At 71.2% G+C, this 25,851-nt stretch carries 19 protein-coding genes; 3 read left to right on the top strand and 16 right to left on the bottom strand.

The genetic code is table 11. From position 1 onward, the window contains the following. Positions 1-34 precede the first annotated feature (34 nt). From OHS57_RS13300 to OHS57_RS13315, 4 genes are all read right to left on the bottom strand, one after another. A complete protein-coding gene (locus tag OHS57_RS13300) occupies positions 35-3,769 on the bottom strand; it encodes an ABC transporter ATP-binding protein (RefSeq protein ID WP_328585057.1) in 3,735 nt (1,244 codons plus the stop codon). A 213-nt stretch (positions 3,770-3,982) separates the two neighbouring features. Next, on the bottom strand, positions 3,983-5,683 hold the full coding sequence (locus tag OHS57_RS13305) for a thiamine pyrophosphate-binding protein (protein WP_328582041.1): 1,701 nt from the start codon (positions 5,681-5,683) through the stop codon (positions 3,983-3,985). After that, positions 5,680-6,663, bottom strand: coding sequence for an agmatinase (gene speB / locus OHS57_RS13310; protein ID WP_041989477.1), 984 nt, complete (start codon positions 6,661-6,663; stop codon positions 5,680-5,682). Before speB ends, OHS57_RS13305 begins: the two co-directional genes overlap by 4 nt. Further along, entirely contained in the window at positions 6,660-8,135 is a 1,476-nt protein-coding gene (locus OHS57_RS13315; RefSeq protein ID WP_328582042.1) for a sodium:solute symporter, read from the bottom strand. Before OHS57_RS13315 ends, speB begins: the two co-directional genes overlap by 4 nt. Before the next feature lie 111 nt (positions 8,136-8,246). Here OHS57_RS13315 and OHS57_RS13320 point away from each other — a divergent pair, with 111 nt between their 5' ends. Next, entirely contained in the window at positions 8,247-9,701 is a 1,455-nt protein-coding gene (locus tag OHS57_RS13320) for a PucR family transcriptional regulator (RefSeq protein WP_328582043.1), read from the top strand. A 33-nt stretch (positions 9,702-9,734) separates the two neighbouring features. On the opposite strand, the gene OHS57_RS13325 is transcribed toward OHS57_RS13320, so the two are convergent. From OHS57_RS13325 to OHS57_RS13360, 8 genes are all read right to left on the bottom strand, one after another. Continuing rightward, complete coding sequence (locus tag OHS57_RS13325) at positions 9,735-11,909, bottom strand: tetratricopeptide repeat protein (RefSeq protein ID WP_328582044.1); 2,175 nt, start codon at positions 11,907-11,909, stop codon at positions 9,735-9,737. Continuing rightward, positions 11,906-12,301 (bottom strand): hypothetical protein, encoded by a 396-nt coding sequence (locus tag OHS57_RS13330; RefSeq protein WP_328582045.1) that lies wholly within the window; start codon positions 12,299-12,301, stop codon positions 11,906-11,908. Before OHS57_RS13330 ends, OHS57_RS13325 begins: the two co-directional genes overlap by 4 nt. A 37-nt stretch (positions 12,302-12,338) precedes the next feature. After that, positions 12,339-12,947 carry a DUF6879 family protein gene (locus OHS57_RS13335; RefSeq protein ID WP_328582046.1) on the bottom strand — a complete coding sequence of 203 codons (609 nt, stop codon included), beginning with the start codon at positions 12,945-12,947 and terminating at the stop codon, positions 12,339-12,341. Beyond that, on the bottom strand, positions 12,940-13,209 hold the full coding sequence (locus OHS57_RS13340) for a hypothetical protein (RefSeq protein WP_328582047.1): 270 nt from the start codon (positions 13,207-13,209) through the stop codon (positions 12,940-12,942). The genes OHS57_RS13335 and OHS57_RS13340 overlap by 8 nt, the downstream gene beginning before the upstream one ends. 96 nt (positions 13,210-13,305) lie before the next feature. Then, the gene (locus tag OHS57_RS13345; RefSeq protein ID WP_328582048.1) at positions 13,306-14,466 is read right to left on the bottom strand and encodes an acyl-CoA dehydrogenase family protein; all 1,161 of its coding nucleotides are present in this window, start codon (positions 14,464-14,466) and stop codon (positions 13,306-13,308) included. 6 nt (positions 14,467-14,472) lie between these two features. Continuing rightward, the gene (locus OHS57_RS13350; RefSeq protein ID WP_328582049.1) at positions 14,473-15,411 is read right to left on the bottom strand and encodes a hydroxymethylglutaryl-CoA lyase; all 939 of its coding nucleotides are present in this window, start codon (positions 15,409-15,411) and stop codon (positions 14,473-14,475) included. Then, positions 15,408-17,351 carry an ATP-binding protein gene (locus OHS57_RS13355; protein ID WP_328582050.1) on the bottom strand — a complete coding sequence of 648 codons (1,944 nt, stop codon included), beginning with the start codon at positions 17,349-17,351 and terminating at the stop codon, positions 15,408-15,410. The genes OHS57_RS13350 and OHS57_RS13355 overlap by 4 nt, the downstream gene beginning before the upstream one ends. Before the next feature lie 64 nt (positions 17,352-17,415). Continuing rightward, entirely contained in the window at positions 17,416-19,032 is a 1,617-nt protein-coding gene (locus OHS57_RS13360; RefSeq protein ID WP_328582051.1) for a carboxyl transferase domain-containing protein, read from the bottom strand. Positions 19,033-19,149: 117 nt separating this feature from the next. On the opposite strand from OHS57_RS13360, the gene OHS57_RS13365 reads away from it, so the two are divergent. Then, entirely contained in the window at positions 19,150-19,791 is a 642-nt protein-coding gene (locus OHS57_RS13365) for an SACE_7040 family transcriptional regulator (RefSeq protein ID WP_328582052.1), read from the top strand. Here OHS57_RS13365 and OHS57_RS13370 read toward each other — a convergent pair whose 3' ends face one another. After that, positions 19,792-20,277, bottom strand: coding sequence for a peroxiredoxin (locus OHS57_RS13370; protein WP_041989449.1), 486 nt, complete (start codon positions 20,275-20,277; stop codon positions 19,792-19,794). It lies immediately after the preceding gene. 117 nt (positions 20,278-20,394) lie between these two features. Here OHS57_RS13370 and OHS57_RS13375 point away from each other — a divergent pair, with 117 nt between their 5' ends. Next, positions 20,395-21,174: a phosphatase gene (locus OHS57_RS13375; RefSeq protein WP_041989448.1), complete on the top strand. Its 780-nt coding sequence runs from the start codon at positions 20,395-20,397 to the stop codon at positions 21,172-21,174. Between the two features lie 104 nt (positions 21,175-21,278). Here OHS57_RS13375 and tesB read toward each other — a convergent pair whose 3' ends face one another. From tesB to OHS57_RS13390, 3 genes are all read right to left on the bottom strand, one after another. Continuing rightward, positions 21,279-22,154 (bottom strand): acyl-CoA thioesterase II, encoded by an 876-nt coding sequence (gene tesB, locus OHS57_RS13380; RefSeq protein ID WP_041989446.1) that lies wholly within the window; start codon positions 22,152-22,154, stop codon positions 21,279-21,281. A gap of 35 nt (positions 22,155-22,189) precedes the next feature. Beyond that, positions 22,190-23,347, bottom strand: coding sequence for an acyl-CoA dehydrogenase family protein (locus tag OHS57_RS13385; RefSeq protein WP_328582053.1), 1,158 nt, complete (start codon positions 23,345-23,347; stop codon positions 22,190-22,192). Between the two features lie 142 nt (positions 23,348-23,489). Beyond that, positions 23,490-25,718 carry a LamG domain-containing protein gene (locus tag OHS57_RS13390; protein ID WP_328582054.1) on the bottom strand — a complete coding sequence of 743 codons (2,229 nt, stop codon included), beginning with the start codon at positions 25,716-25,718 and terminating at the stop codon, positions 23,490-23,492. Positions 25,719-25,851: the final 133 nt, after the last annotated feature.

Genomic DNA, 25,851 nt, shown 5'->3' on the forward strand with positions numbered 1-25,851 from the left:
CACCGCCAGACCCCCACCCGCACCGCGGGGGCCCTCACACCACGGCGGGCTCGCCCTCGCCCACGAATCCCTCGCCGATGAAGCTCGCCCACAGCCGCGCGTACCGCCCGTCCAGCGCCAGCAGTTCGCTGTGGGTGCCGTCCTCCACGACCCGGCCGTGGTCCATCACGACCACCCGGTCGGCGCGCGCCGCCGTGGTCAGCCGGTGGGCGACCACCAGCGTCGTACGGCGTCCGCTGAGCCGGTCGGTCGCCTGGTTGACCAGGGCCTCGCTCGCGAGGTCCAGCGCCGCCGTCGCCTCGTCGAGCAACAGGATGTCCGGGTCGACGAGTTCGGCGCGGGCCAGCGCCATGAGCTGCCGCTGGCCCGCCGACAGGTTGCGGCCGCGCTCGGCGACCTCGTGCAGATAGCCGCCGTCCAGCGTCGCGATCATCTCGTGCGCGCCGACGGCGCGGGCCGCCGCCTCGACCTCGGCGTCGGTCGCCTCGGGCCGCCCGTACGCGATGGCGTCACGGACCGTACCGGCGAACAGGTACGCCTCCTGCGGGACGACGCCGAGCCGGTGGCGGTAGGCCGTCAGGTCCAGGTCGCGCAGGTCGACGCCGTCGGCCGTGACCCGGCCGCCGGTCGGGTCGTAGAACCGGGCGACCATCTTGACCAGCGTCGACTTGCCGGCGCCCGTCTCGCCGACGAAGGCGACGGTCTGGCCCGCCGGGATCCGCAGATCGACCCCGCGCAGCGCCGCCTCCTCCTTGCCCGCGCTCTCGCTCGTGTACGTGAAGTCGACGTCCTCGAAGGCGATCTCGCCGCGCAGCGAGGTGACCACCACCGGCTTCCCCGCGGCGACCGTCGAGGTGGGCTCCTGGAGCAGTTCCTGGATCCGGCCCAGCGAGACCGTCGCCTGCTGGTAGCCGTCGAAGACCTGCGACAGCTGCTGCACCGGCGCGAAGAACAGGTCGATGTAGAGCAGGTAGGCGACCAGCGCCCCGGTGGTCAGCGTGCCCGCCTCGACCCGCCCTGCGCCGACGATCATCACGGCGGCGGCGGCCACCGACGACAGCAGCTGGACGAAGGGGAAGTAGACCGAGATCAGGAACTGGCCCCGGACCCGGGCCTCGCGGTAGTGCTCGCTGCGGGCCGTGAACCGCGCGTCGCCATCCCTCTCGCGCCGGAACGCCTGCACGACGCGCAGTCCAGAGACCATCTCCTGGAGGTCGGCGTTGACGACGCTGATGCGCTCACGCGCCAGCTGGTACGCCTTGACGCTCTTGCGGCGGAAGAAGAAAGTACCGGCGAACATCACGGGCAGGGTCGCGAAGACCACCAGCGCCAGCTGGATGTCGATGACCATCAGCACCGCGAGGATGCCGAAGAAGGTGACGACGGAGACGAAGGCGGTGACGAGTCCGGTCTGCAGGAACGTGGACAGCGCGTCCACGTCCGTGGTGATCCGGGTCATGATCCGGCCGGTCAGCTCGCGCTCGTAGTAGTCGAGGCCGAGCCGCTGGAGCTGCGCGAAGATCTTCAACCGCAGTGCGTACAGCACGCGTTCGCCGGTGCGGCCGGTCTTGCGGGTCTCGCCGATCTGCGCGGCCCACTGGACGGCGACCACGAGCAGACCGAGCGCGGAGGCCGCCCACACCGCGCCGAGCGCCAGCTTGTTCACGCCCTCGTCGATGCCGTGCCGGATCAGGATCGGCAGCAGCAGGCTCATCCCCGCGTCCACGGCGACGAGCGACAGGCTCACCAGCAGCGGCAGCCCGAAGCCGCGCAGCAGCCGGCGCAGACCGTACGACTCCTCGGCGGCGACCGCGCGTGCCTCGTCCACCTCGGGGAGGTCCGTGGCCGGCGGCAACGCCTCGACCTGGGCGAGCAGTTCGGGTGTCGCGCCGGGCGCGGCCGAGTCCGGGTGCGGGGTCTCGTCGCGCTCCCACAGCGCCGACGTGATGCCGCGCTCGGCGTCGAACTCGGCGTCCAGTTCCTCCCGTACGGTGTGCTCGTCCGCCAGTGCCGCCTCGGCGAGCGCCTCCGCGTCGGGGAGCGCCACATGGCCCGGCGAGACCTCGCCCAGCTCCTCGGGGTCGGTCAACAGCCGCCGGTAGAGGGCCGAGTCGCGCTGCAGCTCCTCGTGCGTGCCGATGGCGGCGAGCCTGCCCGCCTCAAGGACGGCGATCCGGTCGGCGAGGTTGAGCGTGGAGCGGCGGTGGGCGATGAGCAGCGTCGTCCGCCCGGCCATCACCCCGCGCAGCGCCTCGTGGATCTCGTGCTCCACCCGGGCGTCGACCGCCGACGTGGCGTCGTCGAGGAGCAGCAGCCGCGGGTCGGAGATGATCGCGCGGGCCAGCGCCACGCGCTGGCGCTGGCCGCCGGAGAGGGTCAGCCCCTGTTCGCCGACCTTCGTGTCGTAGCCGTCGGGCAGCGCGCTGATGAAGCCGTGGGCCTGCGCGGCGCGGGTGGCGGCGTAGATCTCCTCGTCCGTGGCGTCCGGCTTGCCCTGGGCGATGTTGGAGCGGACGGTGTCGGAGAACAGGAAGCTGTCCTCGGGCACGAGCCCGATCGCGCCGCGCAGCGAGTCGTACGTCAGCTCGCGCACGTCGTGGCCGCCGACGAGGACGGCGCCGTGCGTCACGTCGTAGAAGCGCGGTACGAGCAGCGAGATGGTGGACTTGCCGCTGCCCGACGAGCCGACGACGGCCACGGTCTCGCCGGCCCGCATCTCCAGGGAGAAGCCGTCGAGTACCGGCCGGCCTTCCTCGTACGCGAAGGACACGTCGTCGAACTCGACGGACGTCTCGGCGTCGGCGGGCAGTTCCTTCGTGCCCTCGGACATGGTCGGTTCGGTGTCGATGAGTTCGAGGACCCGCTCGACGCCCGCCCTGGCCTGCTGCCCGATGGTCAGCACGACGGCGAGGCTCCTGACCGGGCCGACGAGCTGGGAGAGATACGTGGAGAAGGCGACGAAGGTGCCGAGGCTGATGTGGCCACGGGTGGCGAGCCAGCCGCCGAGGGCCAGCATCGCGACCTGGCCGAGGGCGGGTACGGCCTGGAGCGCGGGCGTGTAGCGGGCGTTGAGCCGGATGGCGCGCAGCCGCCCGGCGAACAGCCGCCTGCCGACCGCACGAAGCTTGCCGGTCTCCTGGTCCTCCTGGCCGAAGCCCTTGACGACGCGCACCCCGGTGACCGCGCCTTCGACGACCCCCGCGACGGCGGCGGCCTGCGACTGGGCGTACCAGGTGGCGGGGTGCAGCTTGGTGCGGCTGCGGCGGGCGATGACGTAGATGGCGGGGGCGACGGCCAGCGCGATCAGCGTGAGCGGCAGCGAGAGCCACGCCATGATCACCAGCGAGACCACGAAGAGGAGGAGGTTGCCGATCGTCATCGGCAGCATGAAGAGCAGGCCCTGGATGAGCTGGAGGTCACTCGTGGCGCGCCCGATGACCTGGCCGGTGGAGAGCTTGTCCTGGCGCCGCCCGTCGAGCCGGGTGATGGTGCGGTAGATCTCGGTCCGCAGATCGTGCTGGACGTCGAGGGCGACCCGGCCGCCGTGGTAGCGGCGGAGGTACGTCATGAAGTAGACGACGACCGCCGAGGCGATCAGCAGGGAGGTCCAGACGGCGAGGGAGCGGGTGCCCGAGCCGATCACGTCGTCGATGACGATCTTGGTGATCAGCGGGATGAAGGCGGTGACGGCCATGGCGACGAGCGAGGCGCCGAGGGAGATCAGCACCTTGGTGCGGTAGCGCCAGGCGTATCCGGCGAGCCGCCGCACCCAGCTCCGCGCGGGGGCCTCACGGTCGCCCGCCCCGCCCTGCGCCGCGCCCCCCGCCCGGCCTTCCCCCGCCGTCGGTTCCTCCGCCGCTGTCCTGTCCTCCGCCTGTCCTGCCGCCACCGATGCCGCCTCCCGCTGTGCTGTTCTGCCGGAAGGCTCCAACGTAGGCGACCTCGCGTTTCATCCCGCCGTAATAAATACGGGCCCTTGGTCCTAGGACCCTTCGGGGAGGTGTGAGGGCGCGAACATCTTGAGCAGAGCCGGGAGCACGACCACCGAGGGACCTGGCGTCGCCAGGGCCTTCGCCAGGTCGTCGCGGAGCGCGTCGATGCTGGTACGGGTCGCCGGGACGCCGAAGGACTCGGCCAGCGCGACGAAGTCGGGGCGGGCCAGTTCGGTGCCCGTCGTCTCGCCGTACGCGTCCGTCATGTACTCGCGCAGGATGCCGTACCCGCCGTCGTCCACAATCAGCCAGGTGACTGACAGGTCGTACTGGCGTGCGGTGGCCAGTTCGGCGATGGAGTACATCGCGCCGCCGTCCCCCGACACGGCCAGCACCGGCTTCGTACGGTCGGCGACAGCGGCGCCCAGCGCGGCCGGGAAGCCGTAGCCGAGGCCGCCGGCGCCCTGGCCCGAGTGCATCGGGCCCGGCCAGGCCGACCAGGCCCAGTACGCCAGGATCGTCATGTCCCAGAAGCTCGGCGAGGTCATGGGCAGCGCGTCGCGCACGGAGGCGAGGATCCGCTGCTCCACGCTCAGGTCCTGTGCGGCGAGCCGCGTCCGTACCCGCTCCAGGACGGTACGGACCGACGCCGTGGCCGCCGCCGACGCGACCTGGAGGTCGGTGCGCTCGGGCACCGAGTCCAGCAGGGCCGCGAGGGCGGTCCTGGCGTCCGCGTGGATGCCGAGCGCCGGGTGGTTGGACTCCAGCTTGCCGAGGTCGGCCTCGATGTGGATCACCCGGCCGCGCGGCCGGAACGTGTGGTAGTTCGAGGTCAGTTCGCCCAGTCCGGAGCCGACGACCAGCAGCACGTCGGCGTCTTCGAGGAAGTCGGTGGTGTGCCGGTCCTCCAGCCAGGACTGGAGCGACAGCGGGTGCTCCCAGGGGAAGGCGCCCTTGCCGCCGCAGGTGGTGACGACCGGCGCAGCCAGCTTCTCGGCGAGCGCGCGGAGCTTGCCCGCCGCGTCGGCCCGTACGACCCCGCCGCCCGCGATGATCGCGGGGCGGGCCGCCTGCGACAGCAGATGCGCGGCGACGGCCGTCAGCTCCGGGCGCGGGTCGAGGTCGCGCGGGGTGGCGTCCATCGCGGAGACCACCGGGAGCGTCGTCTCGGCGAGCAGCACGTCCTGCGGGATCTCCACCCAGACCGGGCCGTGCGGGGCGGTCAGCGCCGACTCCCAGGCGGCGGCGATCGCCGAGGGGATCTGCGAGGCGGTGCGCACGGTGTGCACGGACTTCACGATGTCGCGGAACGACGCCTGCTGGTCGCGCAACTCGTGCAGATAGCCGTGCCGGCCGCCGCCGAGCCCGGCCGACGGCACCTGGCTGGAGATGGCCAGGACGGGCGCGGAGGCCGCCGCCGCCTCCTGGAGCGCGGCGAGCGAGGTCAGCGCGCCGGGCCCGGTGGACAGCATCAGCGGGGCGACCTCGCCGGTGACCCGGCCGTACGCGTCGGCGGCGAAGCCCGCGTTGTTCTCGACGCGCAGCCCGATGTACGTCAGGTCGGAGCGGCGCAGCGCGTCGAACATGCCGAGCGCGTGCTGGCCCGGCAGCCCGAAGACGGTGGTGGCGCCGAGGCCGTACAGCGACTCGACGACGAGGTCGCCGCCGGTGCGCCCGGCGGGCGGCGCGAGGGCCGCCGCCGTCTGCTCGGGGGTCAGCCGGACCGGTTCGTCGTGGTGGTCGTGTGTCACTGCGCAGCAGCCTCCAAAGCCTTCGCGTCCGCAATCTGCCGGGACATGATCGTCGTCAGCTCGTACGCGGTGTGCGATGCGGCCACGGACGTGATCTCCGCATGATCGTACGCGGGGGCCACCTCGACCACGTCGGCCGAGACCAGCCGGCAGGAGGCCAGACCACGGATGATCTCCAGCAGTTCGCGCGAGGTGAGACCGCCCGCCTCGGGCGTTCCGGTGCCCGGCGCGTGGGCCGGGTCCAGTACGTCGATGTCGACGGAGATGTACAGCGGCCGCTCGCCGATGCGCTGGCGCAACTGGTCCGTGACTTCGGCCACACCGCGCCGCATGACGTCGGCCGATGTGACGATGCCGAAGCCCATCTTGGCGTCGTCGTCCAGATCGCTCTTGCCGTAGAGCGGTCCGCGCGTGCCGACGTGGGACAGCGCCTCGGTGTCGAGGATGCCCTCCTCGACGGCCCGGCGGAACGGGGTGCCGTGGGTGTAGGCGGCGCCGAAGTAGGTGTCCCAGGTGTCCAGATGGGCGTCGAAGTGGAGCAGCGCGACCGGGCCGTGCTTCTTGGCGACGGACCGCAGGAGCGGCAGCGCGACGGTGTGGTCGCCGCCGAGCGTCATCAGCCGGGCGCCGGTGGCGAGCAGCGCGTCGGCTGCGCCCTCGATGGTCTCGACGGCCTCACCGATGTCGAACGGGTTCGCCGCGATGTCGCCGGCGTCGGCGACCTGCGCGAGTGCGAACGGCGAAGCGTCCTGCGCCGGGTTGTAGGGGCGCAGCAGCCGGGACGCCTCGCGGATCGCGTTGCCGCCGAAGCGGGCGCCCGGCCGGTAGGAAACGCCCGCGTCGAAGGGGACGCCGACGACGGCGACATCGGCGCTGCCGACCTCGTCCAGCCTGGGCAGCCGGGCGAAGGTGGCGGGTCCTGCGTAGCGGGGGACGCGGGAGGAGTCGACGGGGCCTCGTGGCTGCGCGGTGGCGCTCATGCGTGCTGCCTGCTTTCTTCGGTTTTCGGGTGTTCCGGCGCCGGGTCGGGACGGCCGGCCAGGCGCTCGCGCCAGGCGGCCAGTACGGCGGGGTCGGTGGGCTTGGTCGCCAGGCTGACGGCGACGTAGGAAGCGAGCGAGGAGAGCAGCCCGTAGTAGATCGGCTCGTTGGCGAGGACGCCGTAGCCCGCCATCAGCGCGACGACCACCACGCCGCCCACACTCACCCCGGCCAGCGCGCCGTTGACGTTGCCGCGCCGCCAGAGCAGGCCGCCGAGGATCGGTACGAGCAGCCCGCCGACGAGGAGGTTGTAGGCGACGGTCAGCGCCTGGACGACGTCGTTGAGCGCGATGGCGATGGCGATCACGCCGACACCCATGAGCAGGATGAAGGCGCGGTTGCCCCTGACCTCGTCGCGGTCGCTCCCGTCCTCGTCGCGGACCCTCCCCCGCAGCCGGGACCAGATGTCGTTGTTGGCGACGGTGGCACAGGCGATCAGCGCGCCCGACGACGTCGACATGACGGCGGCGAGCGCGGCGGCCAGCACCAGACCCCGTACGCCCACCGGCAGTTCGTCCTTGACGATGGTCGCGAACGCGTCGTCCGCGCTGCCCAGGTTCGGGTACAGCACCTTGGCGGCGGTCCCGATGACCGCGCCGGCCAGCGCGTACACCAGGCAGTACGTCCCGGCGACGGTGCCGCCCCAGCGGGCGACCTTGTCGCCGCGCGCGGTGAACACCCGCTGCCAGATGTCCTGTCCGATGAGCATGCCGAAGGTGTAGATCAGCACATAGGTGAAGATCGTCTCGCCGCCGATCCCGAACGGTGAGAAGTACGTGTGCGGCAGCCGGTCCTTCATCTCGGCGAAACCGCCCGCCTTGGCCACGGCGATCGGCAGCAGGAGCAGCAGCACGCCGAGCGTCTTGACGACGAACTGCACCATGTCGGTGAGGGTGATCGACCACATGCCGCCGAGCGTCGAGTACGCGACGACGATCGCACCGCCGAGGATGATCGCGACGGTCCTGTTCATGTCGAACAGCACGTCGAAGATCGTGGCGTACGCGATGGTCGAGGTGACGGCGAGCATCAGCGTGTAGGCCCACATCACGACGCCGGAGATGAGCCCCGCCCGGCCGCCGTAGCGCAGGTCGAGCATCTCGGAGACGGTGTAGACCCGGAGCCGGGCGATGCGCGCGGAGAAGAAGATCGACAACGCCAGGATGCCGAGGCCGATGGTGAAGACCATCCAGGCGCCCGACAGGCCGTGCGTGTAGCCGAGGCCGACACCGCCGATGGTGGAGGCGCCGCCGAGGACGATGGCCGACATCGTGCCGGAGTACATCCACGGACCGAGCCTGCGGCCCGCCACCAGGAACTCGCTCTTGGACTTGGCGCGGCGCATGCCCCACCAGCCCATGGCGAGCATGCCGAGGAGATAGACCACGATCACCGCGTAGTCGACACCCATGGTTGTCCTCCGTCTCGTCGGCTGCCTTGCGAGAAGACGCTAGGTGGCCACCGGCAAACGAAGAAGTGTACGTTTCCTCTGTTCTCACCGCCGCAGCTGGATGGATCATCCATGCCGGACCCCACAGCGTCCCCGCCCACCCCGCCGATCCCGCTGAGCGCGATGCTCGCGGACCGGAAACTGGACCTGAGGCTGGTGGCGGGCCCGTCGGCCGCCGCCGGCGTCGACATCGACGTACCGGTGCACTGGGTGCACACGTCGGAGATGGCCGACCCGTACCCGTATCTCCTCGGCGGTGAGCTGCTGCTGACCGCGGGCGTGCAGCTCACCGGCGCGAACGCCGACCGCTATGTGGCGCGGGTCGTCGAGGCGGGCGCCGCGGCGCTCGGCTTCGGGGTGACACCGGTGTACGACACGGTGCCGCCCTTCCTCGTCGAGGCGTGCGAGCGGCACGCGCTGCCGCTGCTGGAAGTACCGCCGCACACCCCGTTCACCTCGGTGGCGCGCGGGGTGTGGCGGCTGATGGCGGAGGCGCGCCACCGCGAACTGCGCCGGGTGACCGAGGCCCAGCAGGGCCTGGCGGCCGCCGCCGCGCGCCCCGACCCGGTACCGGCCGTCCTGCGCCAGCTCGCGGTACGGCTCGACGGCAGCGCCGTCCTGTTCGCGCCGGACGGCACGGAGCTGCACGCGACGGGCAGGGCCCAGTCGCCGGCGACGCGCGAGGCGCTGCGCCGCCTGGCGACGGTGGTGACCCCGCAGACCACCGCGCCCTCCGCCCCCACCTCGGCGACGGACACCGCGGACAGCACCCACCTCACGGCGTACGCCCTGGGTGACAGCGAGGGGCCCGTCCTCGGCATCGCGGCGGCGCGGCGCGACCCCGGCGACCACACCGTCGCGGGGGTCGCCGTCGTCCTGCTGTCGCTGCTGACCGCCCCCCACCAGGGCGCGGCCGAAGCCGGCCGCTCGGCGGCGCTCGTCCGCCTGCTGCTGGGCGCGCCACCCGCCGAGGCGGCGCCCCTGCTGGGCCCGGGCCCCTGGACGGTGGTCCACGCCCGCGGCGGCGCCACCCCGTTCGCCGCAGGCGCGCTGGCCGCCGCGCTGGGCAGCGCCCTGTACGAGACGGCCGGGACCGCCGTCCGCGTCGTCACCGACCGCGAGGTCACCCCCCAGCCCGGCTGGACCCTGGGCGTGAGCGATCCGGTCACCCCGCCCGACCTGCCGACAGCCGCCCTGCGCGCCGAACGCGCCCTGCACCGCGCCGAGGCCACCCGTACCGCCCTGGTACGCCACCACGAGACGGGCCTGACCGGCCTGGTGGCCCCGGAGGAAGCCACGGCCCACGCCCGCACCCGGCTGGCCCCCCTGACCGACTCCCCCGCCCTGCTGGACACCCTGCGCACCTGGCTGTCCCTGCACGGCAGCTGGGACCGCACAGCGGTGGCCCTGACCATCCACCGCAACACGGTCCGCCAGCGCATCGCCCGCTGCGCGACACTCCTGGAGACGGACCTGGACGACGCGGACGTCCGCATGGAGCTGTGGTTCGACCTGCGCTGGCTCTGACGACCTGCGGAGTCCAGGCCCCGCTACCTCGGGTCACTCGCTGTCAGAGTCACGTCTCCCCCAGGCACGCTGCAGTCTTTCGAGCCGCTCCAGGGACCATGAGGTCCAAGGATGTTCGGTCCCCAGGACGCGCGCCCGCGTGTGCGCCACCAGCTCAGCCTGTGCCACTGCCTCGTCGAGCAGACCAAGCTCGCCGAGCACCCGGCTTAGTAACGCGCGAGCGGCGAGGGTCTTCGGGTGCTCCGGTCCGTAGGTGCGCTCAAAAGCTACGACCACGTCGCGGACGAGGGGCAGCGCCCGGGTTTGCCGTCCGGCGACGATCAGCGCGAAGCCGTAATTCAGCTCAGCGCTCAAGGTGATCGGGTGCGCCGGGCCGATCACGCTGTGGCAGTCGGACAGCAACTTGGCTCCGCCGACCGGGTCCAGCTCGGCCTCGGCAGCAAACTCCAGCAGGTATGTCCGCGCGATCAGCGTCGACGGGTGGCTCGCGCCAAGCGCGGCGGCCAGGCCGTCAATCGCCTGTCGCAACATCGACGCTGCCTCAGCCTTCCGGTCAAGCGCCCAGGCGAGCACCGGAGAGAGCCCCACACAGCACTCCAGCGTTTCGACGGCACTCGCGCCAAAAGCTGCGGTGCAGTCCGCGAGAGCGAGGCGATGGACCGCCTCCGCCTCCTCGTACCGCCCGAGCCGGTAGAGGGACCGCCCCACACGCCGGCGGAGTGCGATCACCGCGGGGTGGTTCGGCCCGAGCAGCCGCGTCCCGCGCGCCACCGCGTCCTGTCCTACCGACAGGGCGGAGGCGAAATCTCCCGCCCGGTGAAGTGCGACCGCGAGCCGCAACGCGCACTCCAGCACCCGTGTCGCCGCCGCCTGTTCCACCTCGGTCCACTGAGCCGCCCGCCGCAGCAACGCCAGGGTGTGCGGCACGAACGGAGCGATGGGCGGATCCTCACGCGCCCACGGTTGCGTCACATCCGGCAGCACTGCGCTCAGCAGCTCTGCGGCTACGCCCACGAGCAGGTCTCGCTGCTCGGCCGGGGTGCCCCGAGCGATGCTTTCCAGCAGTACACCGTGGGTCCGCAGGCAGCGGGGCGGACCGGGTACCAGGCGGGTGAGCGAGTGGTCGAGCAGACCTCGGAGCGCCGTTTCCACCCGAGCGCGAGGCAGCAGCGCGCCGATACCCGTTCCTGTCAGCAGGGTGAGCGGCAACGGGTCGTGGGACCAGCAGCCGAGCAGCTGCATCAACCGCGTGGCTTCGGGCAGGCCTTGGGCGCGCAGTGCGTCCAGTGACAATTCCCACGTACTGCTGGCGAGATGGCGGGACTGGTGGTCACCGCGGTACGTAGCCCCTTGGTCCAGGAGGTCGATGGGATCAGTCCCGTCGCCTCGGTCCAGGGCCCGGCCGTACTCCGCCATGCTCCACGGGCTGATCACCTGATGTGCCAGATAGCCGCCGGCAAGGGTGAGTGCCAGTGGCAGTCGGCCCAGCCGATCCGCGATCTCGGCCGCCTCCTCCACTGTGCCGCTCTCCGGTGCCAGGTCGCACAGCAGTTGCGCCGCGTCCTCCCGTGGCAGGACACCGACGTGGTGCAGCGTCGCCCCGGGCCACCAATGGGGGGCGACCTGCCGGGTGGTGACCAGTGTGATGCCGCGCGGACTGGTGCGCAGCCAACTGCCGTCGCGGAGTATGGCCGGGTCATCGGCGTTGTCCATCACCAGGAGCCACGGCTGGTCGGACCGGTCCAGCCGGTCCCACACCAGGTCGGCAGCCGCGCGCAGGCCGTTGCGCGCGGCGGTGAGCTCCCCCTCGCTCGCGCCACGGTCAGCGGCGACGGCGAGCATTCCCGCGCGTAGTGAGGCCAGATCGGGGGCGTTCACCCACAGTCCGACCCGACCGCCCTCGGCAGTTGCGAGACGAAAAACTTCCGAGGCGACGGCGGTCTTACCGCAGCCGCCCAGCCCGTGCAGGACGTAGACCTGATGAGCCCCGCCGTCTTCGAGGGCGGTCCGTAGCTGCGTCATCAGCTCCAGCCGATCGCGCAGGACCACCGGTGCGCGCCCCACCGCCGGTTGTCTGACGGAATCGGGCGCGGCACCGACCGTGAAGGCACCGTGACCGTGATGATGGTGCTCGGTGATGTGCTGATCCCCACGGCTCTGATAGACCCGGCCGTCGCCCTCAGCCCGTCCCTCGGTCGATCCGCTCACCGTTCGGTGATACGCAGGTCGCGACCTGCCTGGTAGATCCTGGCGTTGCCGGCGGCGCTGGCGCGCTGTGAGAAGGTCACATCGGCGTCGGTACCGGGCGCCAGATCGTTCAGCAGCTTCCGCAGCTCCACCGCGAGCTGGGGCTGTTCAGTCAGCAGCCGCCGAATCCGGCCCTGCCACTCAGCGGCCAATTCCTGCTCGGCGGTCGGATCTGCGGCCAGGTCCTCCCGGGTGCTCTGGAGTTCGTCGGCCACCGCGTCGGCACGCTCGGGCCGAGCCCGCTGCCACAGGGCGACGACCCCGTCCCTGGTGCGCTCCCAGGCGTCCGTCGCCATCAGAGCGACGAGAGTCGCGCTCGCGCTCTGGGCAAGCATGGTCAACTCCGAATCCATGGCGCATGCTCCTGCCGCTGCGGTCTCCTTCCCACCGTCAGTGAACGGTGGGCGGCCCGAGCGGGGCGATCTCCCGCTCGAAGAACTCAGAAAAATCCTCGCCCTTGGCATACAGGGATTCGAACTCCGAGGTCGTTGTCTTGATCTCGTCAGGTTCGGTGAACCGAAGCGCCCCTGCTCCCTTCAGATCGTCGTCGTAGATCACGGCGTACATCACCGAACTTCCGAGGATGACGATCTCAGGCACCTGCGTTTCGCGCTCCAGATCAGCGATTTCCCGGGCATCCAAGACCCGGATCTGTTCGCCCAGTTCCGACCGGAGCCGGAAGGAGTTCATCTCCCATTGCAGGTAAGGGGAAACCGGGAACTCAACGACACGAATCCTGCGGAATGCCAGACTCCGTCGCGCGGCATCCCGGAAATAGGCGGCAACCGAATCCCGCTCGCTCTCGATCAGCCGCAACGCCCCTGCCCAGTCCCCGGAAGCGAAGGCGTCCCAACTCGGCGAGCCCTGTTCTCTGAAGGTCTGGCCGCGCTCGATCTTGGCAAGGAGGCTGATGTCACTCTCGTAGACCCGGCCGAAGTCGGCGAGATAGTCAGGCCTCTTGAGGAGCTCGCCGGCACCGTCGCGGAAGCAGTCAAACATTAGGAATATCCGCCTTCGCCGCGATGAGCATGTTTCTGGGAATGACGACGAGACGCTCATCGAGGCCGACGGAGACTCCGTCCGGCAGGCGGCTCCCGAGGGAAGCGGTGAGGTCGCGTCCGATCACAGCGATGTCGCCGTTCTCCAACTCCCAGATGTCCGGGCATTCGGGGCCGGAGTTGGTAGCACCCAGCTCCAGGGCCGACTTTCCGAGGCGTCTTTTGAAATCTGTTTCCGGGTCCGCTTCCCACGGTCTGCTCATGCTGCCGCCCTCCCGCTCCACTGCGGGTCAACCTACCAGCGCTCGCTCGCCAAAGTCCTTGTCAAGTAGGGCATTTGGCCTGTTCGAATGAGCCGTTCAGCTGGGCAGGCCCAGTTCCCTGGCGATCAGCATGCGCTGGACCTCGCTCGTGCCCTCGCCGATCTCCAGGATCTTGGAGTCGCGCCACATCCTGGCCACCGGGTACTCGTTCATGAAGCCGTAGCCGCCGTGGATCTGGGTGGCCTCGCGGGCGTTGTCGACCGCGACCGTCGAGGAGTAGAGCTTCGCGAGGGCCGCTTCCTTCTTGAACGGTTCGCCGTGGACCAGGCGGGACGCCGCGTCGCGCCAGCCGATGCGGGCCATGTGGGCGCGCATCTCCATGTCGGCCAGTTTGAAGGCGATGGCCTGGTTGGCGCCGATCGGGCGGCCGAAGGCGTGGCGTTCCTTGGCGTAGGTCACCGACTCGTCCACACAGCCCTGGGCGAGGCCCGTCGCCAGGGCGGAGATCGCGATCCGGCCCTCGTCGAGGATGCGCAGGAACTGGGCGTAGCCGCGGCCCTCCTCGCCGAGGAGGTTCGTCAGCGGGACCCGTACGTCGGCGAAGGACAGTTCGCGGGTGTCCGAGGCGTTCCAGCCGACCTTCGAGTACGGGGGTGCGACCGTGAAGCCGGGGGTGCCGGAGGGGACGATGATCGAGGAGATCTCCGGGCGGCCGTCCGGCTTGCGGCCGGTGACGGCGGTGACCGTGACCAGGCCTGTGATGTCCGTGCCCGAGTTGGTGATGAAGCACTTCGTGCCGTTGATCACCCACTCGTCGCCGTCGCGCACGGCCGTCGTGCGGGTGCCGCCCGCGTCCGAGCCGCAGTCCGGCTCGGTCAGGCCGAAGGCGCCGAGCAGTTCGCCGGCGCAGAGCCGGGGAAGCCATTCCTGCTTCTGCTCCTCCGTGCCGAAGCGGAAGACGGGCATCGCGCCGAGCGAGACGCCGGCCTCCAGGGTGATCGCCACCGAGGAGTCGACACGGGCCAGCTCCTCCAGGGCGATGCCGAGGGCCAGATAGTCGCCGCCCATGCCGCCGTACTCCTCGGGGAACGGCAGCCCGAACAGGCCCATCCGGCCCATCTCGCGCACGATCTCGTAAGGGAACTCATGGCGCTCGTACAGGTCGCCGATCTTGGGTGCGACGACCTCGTGGGCGAACTCCTCGACCGTACGGCGGAGTTCTTCGTGCTCGGTCGAGAGACGGTGGTCCAGGGACATCGAAGGTCACTCCTTGGGCGAGAGGGCGCGGACGGTGCGGGACGGGCTCGGGCGGCCCAACTGGTCGGCCATCCAGAGGCTGGTGGCGGTGAGCTTGCCGAGATCGACGCCCGATTCGACGCCCAGGCCTTCGAGCATCCACACGAGATCCTCGGTGGCGAGATTGCCGGTGGCGCTCTTCGCGAACGGGCAGCCGCCGAGGCCGCCCGCCGAGGCGTCCACGGTGGTCACGCCGTGCTGGAGCGCGGCGAAGGTGTTGGCCAGTGCTTGGCCGTACGTGTCGTGGAAGTGCACGCCGATGACGTTCGTCGGCACGCCCTCCTCGTTGAGCTGGGCGAGCAAGGTCTGTACGTGGCCGGGTGTGGCGACGCCGATGGTGTCGCCGAGGCTCAGCTCCTCGCACCCCATGTCCAGCAGGGCCTTGGCGACCCTGACCACCTGGTGGACCGGGACCGGGCCCTCCCAGGGGTCGCCGAAGCACATCGACAGATAGCCGCGGACATGGACCTTCGCCTCCCGCGCCCGGGTGACGACCGGCGCGAACATCGCCAGCGACTCGTCCACCGTGCGGTTGAGGTTGGCCTTGGCGAACGACTCGGTGACGCTGCCGAACACGGCGATCCGGCGGGCGCCGAGGGCGACCGCGCGGTCGAGCCCGCGCGCGTTCGGTACGAGGACCGGCAGCCGGACGTCCCCGAGGTCGGCCAGCAGGGGGAACAGCTCTTCCGCGTCGGCCAGTTGGGGCACCCACTTGGGGTGGACGAAGCTGGTCGCCTCGACCGTGGTCAGCCCGGCGTCGGCGAGCCGGTGGATGAACTCCGCCTTGACGGCGGTCGGTACGACCGTGCTCTCGTTCTGCAGGCCGTCACGGGCGCCCACTTCGTGGATCCGCACGCGCGGCGGCAGGCCCTGCGCCGCCACGGGCATCGGCAGTCCAGCGGTCATGACTCCTCCTGCGGTGTGACCACGGCCAGTACCTGGTCCATGGCGACGGTCGAGCCCGGCGTCACGTCGAGTGCGGTGACGGTGCCGGCGTGCGGGGCGGAGATGACGTGCTCCATCTTCATCGCCTCGACCACGAGCAGACTCTGGCCCGCCGCCACGTCGTCGCCGACGGCCACCTTCACGACCGTGACCGTGCCGGGCATGGGCGCCGTCAGCGAGTCCGTGGCGCCCGCCCCCGCCGCCTCGCGCAGCGCTGCCTCGACCGGGTCATGGTCCTGGACGTGCCAGCTGTCGCCGTCCCTGCCGAGCCAGTCGCCCGCCCGGTCGAAGGTGTACGTCATCCCGTCCACGGTCACCGTGACCCGGCCGGGCTCCACGTGACTCCGGTCGGCGGGCGGTGCTTCCTGAGCAACGGGTTCGAGTCCCGCGATGCGCAGCGGGTGCGTCACGGGCAGCGGGGTGCCGCCCATCCGCCAGCCGTTCGGTACGGAGAAGGGGTCCACCCAGCCGGTACCGGCGCCCGGCGCCAGCTCCGCCTGCCGGACGGCCGCCGCTGCCGCGTACACCTCGGGCGGCACCTCCGTGTCCACCAGGCCGTCCACCTCGCGCTCCACGAGACCGGTGTCCAGATCGCCGGCGACCACCGAGGGGTGGGCCAGCAGTCTGCGCAGGAAGCCCGCGTTCGTCGGGACGCCCAGGGTGACCGTCGCGGCCAGGGCGGCGCGCAGCTTGCGCAGCGCCGTCGCCCGGTCGGGTCCGTAGGCGATGACCTTCGAGAGCATCGGGTCGTAGGCACTGCCGACCTCGGCGCCCTCGACCAGGCCCGAGTCGGTCCGCACCCCGTCGCCGCGCGCCTCGCGCAGGGCCAGCACCCGGCCACCGGTGGGCAGGAAGCCACGGGCCGGGTCCTCGGCGGAGAGCCGGGCCTCCACGGCATGTCCGGTCAGCGTGATGTCCGGCTGTGCGAAGGGCAGCTTTTCGCCCGCCGCCACCCGCAGCTGCCACTCGACCAGATCGAGGCCCGTGACGAACTCGGTCACCGGATGCTCGACCTGGAGCCGGGTGTTCATCTCCATGAAGAAGTACGCGGACGGGTCGCTGCCGGGGACGATGAACTCGACCGTCCCCGCGCCGGTGTAGCCGCAGGAGCGCGCCGCCGAGACCGCGGCTTCGCCCATCGCCGCGCGGGTCGCCTCGTCCAGCAGGACGGAGGGCGCCTCCTCGATGATCTTCTGATGGCGGCGCTGGAGGGAGCACTCACGCTCGCCCAGATGCACCACGTTCCCGTGGCCGTCCGCCAGGACCTGGATCTCGATATGGCGCGGGCGGTCGATCCAGCGCTCCACCAGCAGGGTGTCGTCACCGAACGAGGCGCGCGCCTCCCTGCGGGCCGCAGCGATCTCCTCGGCCAGCGCCCCCTGCTCGCGCACCAGCCGCATGCCCTTGCCGCCGCCGCCCGCCGACGGCTTCAGCAGCACCGGCATGCCGATGTCCGTGGCCGCCACGACCAGCTCGGCGTCGGTCAGTCCGCTGCCCGACGAGCCCGGTACGACCGGCACCCCGGCCGCCGACACCGTCTCCTTGGCGCGGATCTTGTCGCCCATCAGCTCGATGGCGGGCGCGGGCGGGCCGATGAAGACCAGCCCCGCCTGGGCGCAGGCGCGGGCGAACGCCCCGTTCTCCGCGAGGAAGCCGTAGCCCGGGTGCACCGCCTGCGCGCCCGTGCGGGCCGCCGCGGCCAGCAGCCGCTCGACGGAGAGATAGCTCTCCGCCGCCGCCGCTGGGCCGAGCCGTACCGCCGTGTCCGCCTCCCGTACATGCCGGGCGTCCGCGTCCGCGTCGCTGAAGACCGCGACCGAGCGGACCCCCAGCGCGCGCAGGGTACGGATGACGCGCACCGCGATCTCGCCGCGGTTGGCGACCAGGACCGTGTCGAACATGCCCACCCTCATTCCGCCCTCACCATTGCCGCCGTCAGACCCGTCAGACCCGTCACGTCCGCCCTCACATCCGGAAGACGCCGAAGCCGGGCTCACCCAGCGGCGCGTTGGCGCAGGCGGTCAGCGCCAGGCCCACCACCTGGCGGGTCTCCAGCGGGTCGATCACGCCGTCGTCCCACAGCCGGGCCGTGGCGTAGTACGCGTTGCCCTGGGTCTCGTACTGGGCGCGGATCGGGTCCTTGAACGCGGCTTCCTCGTCGGCGGGCCACTCCTCGCCGCGCCCCTCGATCTGGTCGCGCTTGACCGTCGCGAGCACCGAGGCCGCCTGCTCGCCGCCCATCACGGAGATCTTGGCGTTGGGCCACATCCACAGGAAGCGGGGCGAGTACGCCCTGCCGCACATCGAGTAGTTCCCCGCGCCGTACGAGCCGCCGATGACGACCGTCAGCTTCGGAACGCGGGTGCAGGCCACGGCGGTGACCATCTTCGCGCCGTGCTTGGCGATGCCGCCCGCCTCGTAGGAGCGGCCGACCATGAACCCCGAGATGTTCTGCAGGAAGAGCAGCGGGATACCGCGCTGGTCGCACAGCTCGATGAAATGCGCGCCCTTCTGGGCCGACTCCGAGAACAGGATGCCGTTGTTGGCGACGATGCCGACCTGATGGCCATGGATGCGCGCGAAGCCGGTCACCAGCGTCGTACCGAACTCGGACTTGAACTCCGCGAACCGCGAGCCGTCCACGAGCCGGGCGATGACCTCGCGCACGTCGTAGGGCGTACGGGAGTCGACCGGCACCGCCCCGTAGAGCCCGGCGGGATCCGCCTTCGGCTCCTCGGCCGGCTCGACGGACCAGGGCAGCGCCCCGCGCCCGGGGAGCGTGGAGACGATGGTCCGGACGATCCGCAGCGCGTGCGCGTCGTCCTCCGCGAGATGGTCCGTGACGCCCGACGTACGGGAGTGGACCTCGCCGCCGCCCAGCTCCTCCGCCGTGACGACCTCGCCCGTCGCCGCCTTCACCAGCGGCGGGCCGCCCAGGAAGATCGTGCCCTGGCCGCGCACGATCACGGCCTCGTCGCTCATCGCCGGGACGTAGGCGCCGCCCGCCGTGCACGAGCCGAGCACGGCCGCGATCTGCGGGATGCCGGCGCCGGACATCCGGGCCTGGTTGTAGAAGATTCGGCCGAAGTGGTCGCGGTCGGGGAAGACCTCGTCCTGCATCGGCAGGAAGGCGCCGCCCGAGTCGACGAGATACACGCACGGGAGGCGGTTCTCCAGGGCGACCTCCTGGGCGCGGAGGTGCTTCTTCACCGTCATCGGGTAGTACGTGCCGCCCTTGACCGTGGCGTCGTTGGCGATCACCACCACCTCACGGCCGCTGACCCGGCCCACCCCGGCGATCACGCCGGCGGCGGGCGCCGCGCCGCCGTACAGCCCCTCGGCCGCCAGCGGCGCCAGTTCGAGGAAGGGCGAGCCGGGGTCGAGGAGGGTGTCCACCCGCTCGCGCGGCAGCAGCTTGCCGCGCGCCGTGTGCCGGGCGCGGGCCTTCTCACCGCCGCCGAGCCGGGCCGCCGCCAGCCGCGCGCGCAGATCGCCGACCAGCTCGGCATGCGCTTTCTCGTTGGCCCGCCACGTCTCCGACGCCGGATCGGCGGCGCTCGCCAGCACCGGTGCCTGCTGCATTCCCTCGCGCCCCCACACTGATCGACGGCCGATCGGCAGGACCGGCGCGTGTTAATGACCGTTAACGTACGCCTTCAGGTTAACGACCGCTAACACCTCTGTCTAGAATGAATTCCCATGAGCACCAGGACCGCGGCCCCCACCCGCCGCGAGCAGATCCTCAGCGAGGCGGCGCGCCTCTTCGCCGAGCGTGGTTTCCACGGCGTCGGCGTGGACGAGATAGGGGCGGCCGTGGGCATCAGCGGCCCCGGCCTCTACCGGCATTTCGCGGGCAAGGACGCCATGCTCGCCGAACTGCTCGTCGGCATCAGCCACCGCCTGCTCGACGGCGGCCGGCGGCGCGTCGGCCCCGCCGCAACGCCGGGCACACCCGCCGACCCCGCGGCGGTCCTCGCCTCGCTGATCGACGGCCATATCGACTTCGCCCTCGACGACCGCCCGCTGATCACGCTGCACGACCGTGAGCTGGACCGGCTCAGGGACAGCGACCGCAAGCTGGTCCGCCAGCTCCAGCGGCAGTACGTGGAGCTGTGGGTCGGCGTCGTACGGGAGGTCTACCCGGGCGTGCCGGAGGCGCAGGCGCGCGGCGCCGTGCACGCCGTCTTCGGGCTGCTGAACTCGACGCCGCACTTCTCCTCGTACCGAGGCGGGCTGCCGAGCCGCGCGGGCACCCAGGCCCTGCTGCGCACGCTGGCGCACGGCGCGTTCGCGGCCCTCGGCGCGAGCGCCGGCACCGCCGCCGGCCCGTCCTCGATGTGACTAGGACGCCTTGAGCGCGGCCAGCTCCGCCGCCAGCTTGTCGACCGGCTGGAACGTCGCTCCCAGCAGCGCCACGTGCTTCCAGGACAGCGTGCCGTCCGGCGCGATCAGGAACACCGACCTGCGCAGTCCGATCCCGGGCGCCCCGATGCCGAAGGCCTTGACCACCGTCCGGTCGGTGTCGGCGAGCAGCGGGAACCGCAGGTCGTTCTTGCGCGCGAACGCCTCATGGCTGTCGACGTCCTGCGGGCTGATGCCCCAGACCTCGGCCCCCAGCTCCGTGAACCGCTCAAGACCCGTCGAGTACGAGCACAGCTGCTTGGTGCAGACGCTCGTGTCGTCGCCCGGGTAGAAGGCGAGGACCAGCGGATGCCCACGCCGCTCGTCGAGGCGGTAGTCGCGCCGTACGAAACTGTCGCCTTCGAGCACACCGCCGGGGAGGGTGAAATTCTCCACCGCGCTGCCGATACCCGGTCCTGCTGCCATGGGACGCTCCTCGCCGCTCGACCCCGGCGGTACCCACCGGTAGCGGTACGGTACAGCGACTCGTCCAGGGATCGGGACCAGAGGCGGGCCGGGGGCCGCTGACGGCACAATGGACGCATGCCGATACCCAGCCGAGTCGCGCTCGCCGACCATCTCGTCCGTACCCGTATCGCCGGAGACGTCGCGACACCCCGTGACAACAACCTCTCCCATTACCGCAAGCTCGCCAACGGCGACCGCCACTACTGGCTGGGTCTTGAACTGGGCGACCGCTGGACCGACGAGCAGGACGTGCTCGCCGTGATGGCCGAGCGGTGCGGTGTCAACGACGACCCGCAGTTCCGGCACGGTCAGGACACCATCGATCCCGAGCTGACCATCGACGCCCTGGAGCGGATGGCGGCGCGGCTGCGCAAGGCGGTGGCGGGCCGTGAGCGGGTGCTGTTCGCCACCGGACACCCGGGCGGGCTGCTCGACGTCCACCGGCAGACGGCCGACGCGCTGCGCGCGGCGGGCTGCGAGATCGTCCGGATCCCCGGCGGGCTCACGGCCGACGAGGGCATGGTCTTCCAGTTCGCGGACGTCGCGATGCTGGAGCGGGGCGCGACCCTGTGGCACACCCACTCGCCGGAGCCGATGCGCGCCATCCTGGACGGTCTCGAACGGGACGGCAGGCCGCAGCCCGACCTGGTCGTCGCCGACCACGGCTGGGCGGGCTGTGCGGGCCAGCGCGGGCTGGACTCGATGGGGTACGCGGACTGCAACGACCCGGCACTGTTCATCGGCGAGGCCGAGGGCACGCTGGAGGTCACGGTCCCGCTGGACGACCACGTCACCGACCCGCGCTTCTACGACCCGATGACGGCGTACCTGCTGAACGAGGCCGGTCTCGTCTGACGGGCGGACGGGCGGACCACCCCCGGCAGCCGCCCCCGCCCCCGGCCCGCGCCGCCGCCGGCACGCGCCGACCCCGGCAGCCGCCCCGGCCCGCCTCAGGCGCCTCAGCCGCGCGGGACGCGCATCACGCCTTCCTGGATCACCGAGATCGCCAGCCGCCCGTCCTGCGTGAAGATCCGCGCCTGCCCGAGCCCGCGGCCGCCGGACGACGAAGGGGACTCCTGGTCGTACAGCAGCCACTCGTCGGCGCGGAACGGCCGGTGGAACCACATCGCGTGGTCCAGGCTCGCGCCGACGATGTCACCGACCGCCCAGCCGCCCCTGCCGTGTGCCAGCAGTACCGAGTCGAGCAACGTCATGTCGGAGACGTACGTCGCGAGGCACACGTGCAGCAGCGGGTCGTCGGCCAGCTTGCCGTCCGTGCGGAACCACACCTGCGAGCGCGGCTCGCGCGGCTCCCCGACGCTCGCGTACGGCGGCCCGTCCACGTACCGCAGGTCGACGGCGGCACGTGTCTCCAGCAGCCGGTCGACGACGGCCGGGTCCACGAACCGGTCCGCGTAGCGCGGCAGCAGCTCGGCGGCGGACGGCAGGGTCTCCGGGTCCGGCGCCTGCGGCATCCGCGCCTGGTGGTCCAGCCCCTCCTCGTACGTCTGGAAGGACGTCGAGAGGTGGAAGATCGGCTGGCCGTGCTGGACGGCCACCACCCGGCGGGTGGTGAACGAGCGCCCGTCCCTGATCCGGTCGACGGTGTAGACGATCGGCGCGCCCGGGTCCCCCGGGCGCAGGAAGTACGCGTGCAGCGAGTGCGCCGTACGGTCGTCGGGGACCGTACGGCCCGCGGCGACGAGCGCCTGGGCCGCGACCTGGCCGCCGAAGACGCGCGGCACGACCGACGGGTGGCTCTGGCCGCGGAAGATGTCCTGCTCGATCCGCTCCAGGTCGAGCAGAGCGAGCAGGGAATCCAGTGCTTGATTCATGGGTACGAGTCTGACTCAGCCGGTTTCCGTGCGGGTTACAGGCCCATGGACTTCGCGATGATCATCTTCATGACCTCGCTGGTCCCGCCGTAGATGCGGTTGACGCGGTTGTCCGCGTACAGCCGGGCGATCGGGTACTCGTTCATGTAGCCGTAGCCGCCGTGCAGCTGGAGGCACTTGTCGATGACGCGGTGCGCCACCTCGGTGGTGAAGAGCTTCGCCGAAGCGGCCTCGGCCGCCGTCAGCTCACCCAGGTCGTGCGCTTCGAGCGCGCGGTCCACGACGGCCTCGGCCGCGTCCACCTCGGCCTTGCAGGCGGCCAGCTCGAACTTGGTGTTCTGGAAGGACGCCACGGTCTTGCCGAAGACGGTCCGCTCCTGGACGTAGTTCTGCGCGAACCTGACGGCCGCCGCCGCCTGCGCGTAGGCGCCGACGGCGATGCCGAGGCGCTCCTGCGGGAGGTTCTGGCCGAGGTACGAGAAGCCCTTGTTCTCCTCGCCCAGCAGATCCTCGACCGGGACCTTGACGTCGGTGAAGGACAGCTCGGCGGTGTCGGAGGTCTTCAGGCCGAGCTTGTCGAGCTTGCGGCCGACCGCGTACCCCGCGGACTTCGTGTCCACGACCAGCAGCGAGATGCCGAACCGCCGGTCCTCGGGGGTGGCGGGGGACGTACGGGCGCAGACGATGACGCGGTCCGCGTGCACCCCGCCGGTGATGAACGTCTTGGCGCCGTTGAGCACGTAGTGCGTGCCGTCGGCGGAGAGCTTGGCCGTGGTCTTCATGCCGGCCAGGTCGGATCCGGTGCCCGGCTCGGTCATCGCGATGGCGAACATCGTCCGGCCGCTGACGAAGTCGGGCAGCCAGCGCTTCTTCTGCTCGTCGGTGGCGTACGCCTTCAGGTACGGCAGGCAGAGCGCCACATGCACGCCGGAGCCGCCGAAGGAGACACCGGCGCGGGCGGTCTCCTCGGAGATGATCGCCTGGAACTTGAACGAATCCTCGCCGGCGCCGTCGTACTCCTCGGGCACCTCTATGCCGAAGACGCCCAGCTCGCCGAGCTTGTAGTAGAAGTCACGCGGCGCGGCACCCGCCGCGTACCACTCGTCGTAGACAGGGACGACCTCGGCCTCGATGAAGGCGCGGATGGTCTCGCGGAACGCCTCGTGGTCCTCGTTGTAGACGGTACGCCGCACGGTACGGGCCTCCTCTGCGGCTGACCGCCGCCACGGGTGTTTGTCTAAGCGCTTGCTCAGTACAAGTTACCGGGCGGTTCGTACGGGTGTCCAGAGTGAGCCTGCGCACGCCGGCTGTCCGGCGCGCGCAGGCTCATCGCCGTCAGCGGAGAGCCGCCGCCTTGGCCACCGCGTAGTGGTTGGCCACCCTCGCGGCGCCGAGCGCGCTCGGGTACACGGCCGTCTCGTCGAGCTGCCCGTTGAAGAAATTACTGGTGGGCGCCGAGGGCCAGCCGGTCAGCGTGTCGGCGCCGACCCGCCAGTAGCCGGTGGCCACCGCCGAGGTGGTGACGGTGTTGTTGCCGACGATCTTGCCGTCGACGTAGAACCGCATGCCGCCGGTGCCCTGCGCCGCCACGACCTGGTGCCAGGCGCCGTTGTTGTACGCCGCCGGGCTGACCAGCGTCTTGACGCCGCCGCTGTTCACACCGAAGACGAGCTTGCCGTTGTTGGCCATGTACACGTTTTCGTCGTGGCGCTTGCTGGCCGCGGTCGTGTTGTCGCCGAACCCGATCAGCATGCCGCCGGTCTTGGTGGTCGTCTTGAACCACGTCTCCAGGGCGTACGTGCTCGGCTGCGCGATGCGCCGGTCGGCGTAGAGCCACTGGGTCGTGCCGTTGAAGCCGATCGCGGTGGACGGACCCGTCGTGGCGCCCGGAGTCTGGCGCAGCGCGGGGGAGTTGACGTGCACGCCCGAGTTGTTCGCGCCGGACAGATCGGCGACGAACGGGGTCGCCGGGTCGTCGTAGCGCCAGTAGAGCTGCGCGCCGTCGGCGATGACGGTGGCCGGGTAGTTCTGCGTCGCCGAGGCCGCCGTCACGGACGCGGTCGCCGACAGGGCGCTGGTGTTGCCGGCCGCGTCGGACGCGGTGACCCGGTAGGTGTAGCTCGTGCCGGCCGTGACCGCGGTGTCCTTGACGGTGACCTGGGGCCGCGCCCACATCAGCGAGTCGCCCTGCACGGTCGCCAGCGGTGTGGTGGAGCCGTTGCGGTAGACCTTGTACGTCAGCCGCGAGTCGTCCGTGTCGTAGCTGGAGCGCCAGCGCACCTGCACCTCGCCCGGCTTGACGCTGGTCGCCGAGACGATCGGTACGGTCGGCGCGCCCTTGTCGCCGGTCGAGGCGAACCGGGTGAGCCCCTGCGCGGGTGCGCCGTTGACGGTGGTGAACTCCCCGCCCGACCAGAGGTACTGGGTGCTCCCCGACGTCGCGATGGTGAGGGCGCGCGGGCCGATCTGCTCACCGATGCCGTCGTTGGTGTTCGGGAACCAGCCCAGCTTGCCGATGGCCGTGGTGGGCTGCGCCAGGAAGTGGTGCCGCGCGCCGTCGGGGAACTCCCCGACGCTGGAGCAGTCATGGGCGTGCGAGGCGCTGTAGAGCACCCGCTGGTACGCCTTCAGCGCCTGCGTGGCCCCCAGGCAGGTGTCGCGCCAACGCTGTTCCAGCGTGTCGGCGTTGAGGGCTATTCGGCCGTCGAAGACACCGCCGCCGGTGCCCTCGTTGCCGGTGTAGATGCCGGACGCGTCGGTCTCGACGGCCTTGACCACGGAGGTCGGCGGGATGAATCCCGGGTACGCCTTCGTCACCGCGCCGGACGTGGCGTTCACCACGGCCAGGGCGTGCGAGGCGGTCCCGTTGACGGTGTTGAAGTCCCCGCCGAGCACCACGTTCGCGCCGTCGGAGGTCACCGCGAGGGCGCGGCCCGGCTCGTCGGCGTTGGCGGTGAAGGGCAGTACGGCGGCGTCGGCGAGCCCGACGGCCGCGTAGCGCTGCCGCGTCACACCGCTGACCGTGCTGAAGTCGCCCCCGGCGTACAGGGTGTCGTCGGTGACCGCCAGCGTCCGCACGGTGGCGGAGAAGACGGGGCGGAACGACGTCTTGGGTGTGCAGGTGGCGATGTCGATGGCGGCGAGGCTGCTGACCGGTGTGCCGTTGACCGCGCCGAAGTAACCGCCCGCGTAGAGCGTCTTCTTGTCCGGCGAGACGGCGAGCGCGCGCACGGTCGCCGTACCGCTGCTGAGCGTGAAGGACAGCTTGCATCCGGTGGGCGCGCCGGTCGCGGCGTCGAACGCGGCGAAGTTCACGGCGGGTTGGGCGGCGCCGGCCGCGCCGTCGGGCGGTCGCAGCGCGGAGAACGTACCTCCGGCGAAGACGACACCGTCGGTCTGGGCGAGCGCCCAGACGATCCCGTTGGTCTGCCATGTCGGCAGGTCGTCGGCGGTGAACCCCACCGGCGGCGTGACCGCGACCGCCTCGGGCGCCGCGATCACCCCCAGGCCGACGGTGGCGAACGACAGGACGAGAGCCGCGGACAGGGCTCTTGATCTACGCATGGTCCCCCCAGTGCTGTGTAGCGCGAAGAATAGGAGCGAATCGCCCGGGTCAACCACCCCGCACGGCATAGCACTTGGCAAAAACGTGCGAATGGTATGATCACGATCAGCACTTCAGCCTTCCCGGCGCGGA

This window comes from Streptomyces sp. NBC_00370 (assembly GCF_036084755.1).
GTDB lineage: Bacteria > Actinomycetota > Actinomycetes > Streptomycetales > Streptomycetaceae > Streptomyces.